Source organism: Mesorhizobium sp. M1E.F.Ca.ET.041.01.1.1 (genome assembly GCF_003997355.1).
Classification (GTDB): domain Bacteria; phylum Pseudomonadota; class Alphaproteobacteria; order Rhizobiales; family Rhizobiaceae; genus Mesorhizobium.
Map to the genome: position 1 here is coordinate 1 of NZ_RZSL01000551.1, position 4,006 is coordinate 4,006.

A 4,006-nucleotide genomic window follows, 5' to 3' on the forward strand; every position below is an offset into this window, starting at 1 on the left:
CGCCTCGGCCGCGTCCTCCACAGTCAGCCGCCGAAACAGCAGCTCGTTCGCCTTGGTGTTGGCGTCGGATTGCTCGATCGCATGCGCCATGTCGTCGGCTTCGGGAAAGAAGCGGGCCGTGCGCAGCACCACCACCGGCAACCCGTGCTGAAGGTGGTAGAGGCGGCAGAGATGCTCGGCCGAGAGTTTGCTCACGCCGTAGATGTTGCGAGGCTCGGGCGACATGTCTTCCGTCAGCCAGGCCGCCTTGCGCGCACCGCCCTGGAAGCCTTCGCGGATCGCCTGGGAAATCATCAGCGAAGTCGTGGAGGTGAAAACGAAACGCTGGACACCGGACGCCACCGCTGCGTCCAGCAGGTTGAGCGTGCCCTGCACATTCGTCGCGATGAAATCGGTATTCTGGTAGCGCTCGATGTCCGGCTTGTGCAGGGCACCACTATGGATGATGGCCTCTATGCCGTTCTCGCTGACTGTCCGCAGCACGAGATCGCGATCAGCGATCGAGCCAACTACCTGAGTCTCTGCCGACGGAACGGGGTCGAGACCGATCACCTCATGGCCAAGGCGGCGCAGGCGCGGCGCAAGCGCGCTGCCCAGCCAGCCGGACGATCCTGTGAGCAAGACACGCATCGATCACACCGTCATTTCCGCCGGCTGCTGTTAAGCATGGATGACAGCGGTGCGCGAACGGATAAGTTGTGCGCCAGACTGAGAAACCGCTGTTCCAGCCACCGATTCGGGAAACCCATTCATGACCCCTCGCCTGCTGCTCGCCGCTCTTGGCCTCATCGGCCTCGTCCTGCCGGCCTATGCCGACGGCGAGGTGCAGAAGCTGATCACCGCCGCCGACAAGGCGCGGCTCGACAAATATGGCGACACGCGCAAGGCCGCCCTCGAGGAGGCGAAGGCCGGCAATCCGACCGAGGTCAAACAGCTCGATGCGCTGCTCGCCAAGCCGCTGGTCGCCTTCTCCGACAAGGACCTGACCGGCAACTGGAAATGCCGCACCATCAAGGCGGGCGGTATCAGCCCGCTCGTCATCTATGGCTGGTTCAAGTGCAAGGTGACCGACGATGGCTCGGGTTGGCGGCTGCAGAAGATCAGCGGCTCGCAGCGGACCATGGGCCGCTTCTTCGACGACGGCGAGAAGCGCGCCATCTACCTCGGCTCGTTCTCGGTCAATGACGACAAGGCCAAGCCCTATGGCAGCGGCCCCGAGAGCGACCAGGTCGGCTATGCCTTCCGCAGCAGCGCCACCGAATGGCGCATCGAATTCCCCGCGCCCTATTACGAATCGAAGCTCGACATCATGGAGTTCAAACGCTGAGCAGAGCCTGCATGTCTGGCTGAGGTCGCGTCACACCAAGGATTAACCCGCCCCGCATAGCATCCGCCCGGTTTTCAGAACGGGTGCTTGCCATGGCAGCGTCGGAATCCAGTCTACGACCGATCGTGGTCGTCACCGAGGGCGGCCCGCATATCTGGGCCATCGTCAACGCGCTTGCCGATCGCGTCGGCCCTGTCAGCGTCGTCCTCGAAGCGCCCGAATCCAAAAAGCGATTGCTGCTCGGCCGCGCACACCGCCAGGGTTGGATCTCGGCCGTCGGCCAGCTTGGCACGATGGTGCTGACCAGGCTCGGCAAGCGGTTCTTCGTCGGCCATGCGGCGCGCATGATCACCGAGGAGAAGCTCGAGACGGAGCCTCGCCCCGGCCAAACGATCATCCATGTGCCGTCCGCCAACGGGCCTGAATGCCTTGAGGCGATCGGGAAAATCAAGCCGGGCGTCGTGCTGCTCGCCGGCTGCAGGCTGCTGTCGAAAGATACCCTCGCGAAGATGCCCTGCCCGGTCCTCAATTATCACGCCGGCATCGCCCCGAAATATCGCGGCATGAATGGCGGTTACTGGGCGCTGGCCTGGGGCGATCAAGAGAATTTCGGCACCACCGTGCATCTGGTCGATGCCGGCGTCGACACCGGCGGCGTGCTGAAGCAGGCGCGCGGCAAGCCGAAACACGGCGACACCATCGCCAGCTACGCGCTGCGGCAGGTCGCATTCTCGCGCGACATCTGCGTCGAGGCGGTCAGCGACGCGCTGGCCGAAAAGCTCGATACGATCGACCCCAACCTGCCGTCGAAGCAGTGGTTTCACCCCACGATCTGGTTTTATCTCTGGACCGGCCTGACGAAGCGCGTTTGGTAGGCTCGTTCAATCGGTCGCCCTGTATGTTACCGTCCTACAGGAAGTGAGTTCTGCCGATGTCCATCATGGCCCCTATCAATATTCTCGTCACCTCTGACGAACGTAAGATTCTTGAAGCTGCTGCCAGTCAAGCGCACACCAATCTCAGTGACTTCATCCGGCGCAAGGCCATTGAGGCAGCCGAAATGCAGGTGCTGGGCGGGCATGTTGTGACGATCCCGGCTGCCGATTGGGAAAAGTTCGAGGAGTGGGCAAAGTCCCCACCGACCGATCTCCCCGAACTGCGAAAGCTCGCTGAGTCACGGCCTGTGTGGCAGGACTGACATCTCCCCGGCCCCTTGCCATCGATGACGGAGACGCCGTCTCCCAATCCGGGCTCGCGACCTTTCGTTTGCGACCTCCAGCAGCGTCGCTTTTGAAGGCGCGCGCGTCGTCCCATAACAAGCGGCCCAAGGGCGCATGCGGCAATGCTCCAAACATCGAGGAGTTGAGAATTCATGGCCGATCTGATCGTCGTCTATTGGCGCGACATCCCCGCGCAGGTCATCGTCAAGAAGGGCCGGCAGAACGCCAAGCGCGAACTGCCGCTGCGCTTCACCGAGGCGATCGACATGTGCGCCATGCGCACCGGCGCCGGCGGCACAGACGACTACCTGGCCGAATGGCGCAAGGCCGATCCGGTTCCGGTCGGCGACGACATCGAAGCCGAGGTCGAGAAGGCTTACCAGGACCTCGACGCGAAATATGACCGTGAGCGGCTGGTCGCTCTGGTCAAGGCTGGCGGGAAAGAAAATGTCTGAGAAACAGCCGGCGGTCACCCAGGCCACTCTGGTCAAGAAGGCAGCGCCGAAGTCCGATTACAAGCCTGCCGACGTGTCGCCGCAGCGGCGGGTCCAGCGAACTTTTGCCGTGAGATTGTGGTCGATCCGGCACTCGCGATTGCTGGAATGGTTCTACAGCAGGTTCGCCGACGTCTTCCTGCTTTTGCATCCTTTGTGGAAAGGCATCGGCTATGGCCGCGTCGAGGCCCCGGTGAAGTTCGTCGAAAAGCGCGTCAAGGGCTTCATGTTTGACTGCCGCATGTGCGGCCAGTGCGTCCTCTCCTCCACTGGCATGTCGTGCCCAATGAACTGCCCGAAGCAGCTTCGCAACGGCCCCTGCGGCGGCGTGCGCGCCAATGGCAATTGCGAGGTCGAGCCGGACATGCCCTGCGTCTGGGTCAAGGCCTGGGAAGGCTCCCGCAACATGGTGCACGGCGACAAGATCCTCGACGTGCAGAAGCCGGTCGACCAGTCGCTGCGCGAAACCTCGGCCTGGCTCAGGGTGACGGCGCAGGCCGCGGCAGCTCGTGAAACGAACCAGAACCCCGGAGCTTCGGCATGATCGCCCGCCAGCGCGACGAGAACCCGGCCGGCATCCACCTGCCGCTCGATCCCCTGCCCGGCCACACTTCGCGCGGCCGGCTGGAGCGCGTGCTGCGCCGCGGCGAGTTCGCGGTGACGACCGAGCTCAACCCGCCCGACAGCGCCGACCCCGAAGACGTCTACAACCGCGCCAAGATCTTCGACGGCTGGGTCGACGCCATCAACGCGGTCGACGCGTCCGGCGCCAACTGCCACATGTCGTCGGTCGGCATCTGCGCGCTGCTCACCCGCATGGGCTATGCCCCGATCATGCAGATCGCCTGCCGCGACAAGAACCGCATCGCCATCCAGGGCGATGTGCTGGGCGGTGCTGCGATGGGCGTCGCCAACATGCTGTGCCTCACAGGCGACGGCGTCCAGGCCGGCGATCAGCCAGGCGC

Annotated in this window: 7 protein-coding genes; 6 read left to right on the plus strand and 1 reads right to left on the minus strand. The window is 63.8% G+C overall.

The features are described 5' to 3' along the window. A partial coding sequence (locus EOA38_RS29925; protein ID WP_145966120.1) for an NAD(P)-dependent oxidoreductase occupies positions 1-630 on the minus strand: 630 nt, incomplete at its 3' end. A 121-nt stretch (positions 631-751) separates the two neighbouring features. On the opposite strand from EOA38_RS29925, the gene EOA38_RS29930 reads away from it, so the two are divergent. The 6 genes from EOA38_RS29930 to EOA38_RS29955 all read left to right on the plus strand — a co-directional run. Further along, entirely contained in the window at positions 752-1,327 is a 576-nt protein-coding gene (locus EOA38_RS29930; protein WP_126093294.1) for a DUF4893 domain-containing protein, read from the plus strand. 92 nt (positions 1,328-1,419) lie between these two features. Then, complete coding sequence (locus EOA38_RS29935) at positions 1,420-2,202, plus strand: formyl transferase (RefSeq protein WP_126093293.1); 783 nt, start codon at positions 1,420-1,422, stop codon at positions 2,200-2,202. A 56-nt stretch (positions 2,203-2,258) separates the two neighbouring features. Next, entirely contained in the window at positions 2,259-2,525 is a 267-nt protein-coding gene (locus tag EOA38_RS29940; protein ID WP_126093292.1) for a DUF1778 domain-containing protein, read from the plus strand. Between the two features lie 174 nt (positions 2,526-2,699). Then, entirely contained in the window at positions 2,700-3,002 is a 303-nt protein-coding gene (locus EOA38_RS29945; RefSeq protein WP_040969819.1) for a virulence factor, read from the plus strand. Beyond that, entirely contained in the window at positions 2,995-3,585 is a 591-nt protein-coding gene (locus EOA38_RS29950) for a methylenetetrahydrofolate reductase C-terminal domain-containing protein (RefSeq protein WP_126093291.1), read from the plus strand. Before EOA38_RS29945 ends, EOA38_RS29950 begins: the two co-directional genes overlap by 8 nt. Then, positions 3,582-4,006, plus strand: a 425-nt coding sequence (locus tag EOA38_RS29955) for a methylenetetrahydrofolate reductase (RefSeq protein ID WP_145966121.1), incomplete at its 3' end; no start/stop codon positions are given. The genes EOA38_RS29950 and EOA38_RS29955, both read left to right, overlap by 4 nt.

Coding starts and splice junctions, on each gene's coding strand:
- EOA38_RS29930 (WP_126093294.1), top strand. CDS start 752: ATGACCCCTCGCCTGCTGCTCGCCGCTCTTGGCCTCATCGGCCTCGTC.
- EOA38_RS29935 (WP_126093293.1), top strand. CDS start 1,420: ATGGCAGCGTCGGAATCCAGTCTACGACCGATCGTGGTCGTCACCGAG.
- EOA38_RS29940 (WP_126093292.1), top strand. CDS start 2,259: ATGTCCATCATGGCCCCTATCAATATTCTCGTCACCTCTGACGAACGT.
- EOA38_RS29945 (WP_040969819.1), top strand. CDS start 2,700: ATGGCCGATCTGATCGTCGTCTATTGGCGCGACATCCCCGCGCAGGTC.
- EOA38_RS29950 (WP_126093291.1), top strand. CDS start 2,995: ATGTCTGAGAAACAGCCGGCGGTCACCCAGGCCACTCTGGTCAAGAAG.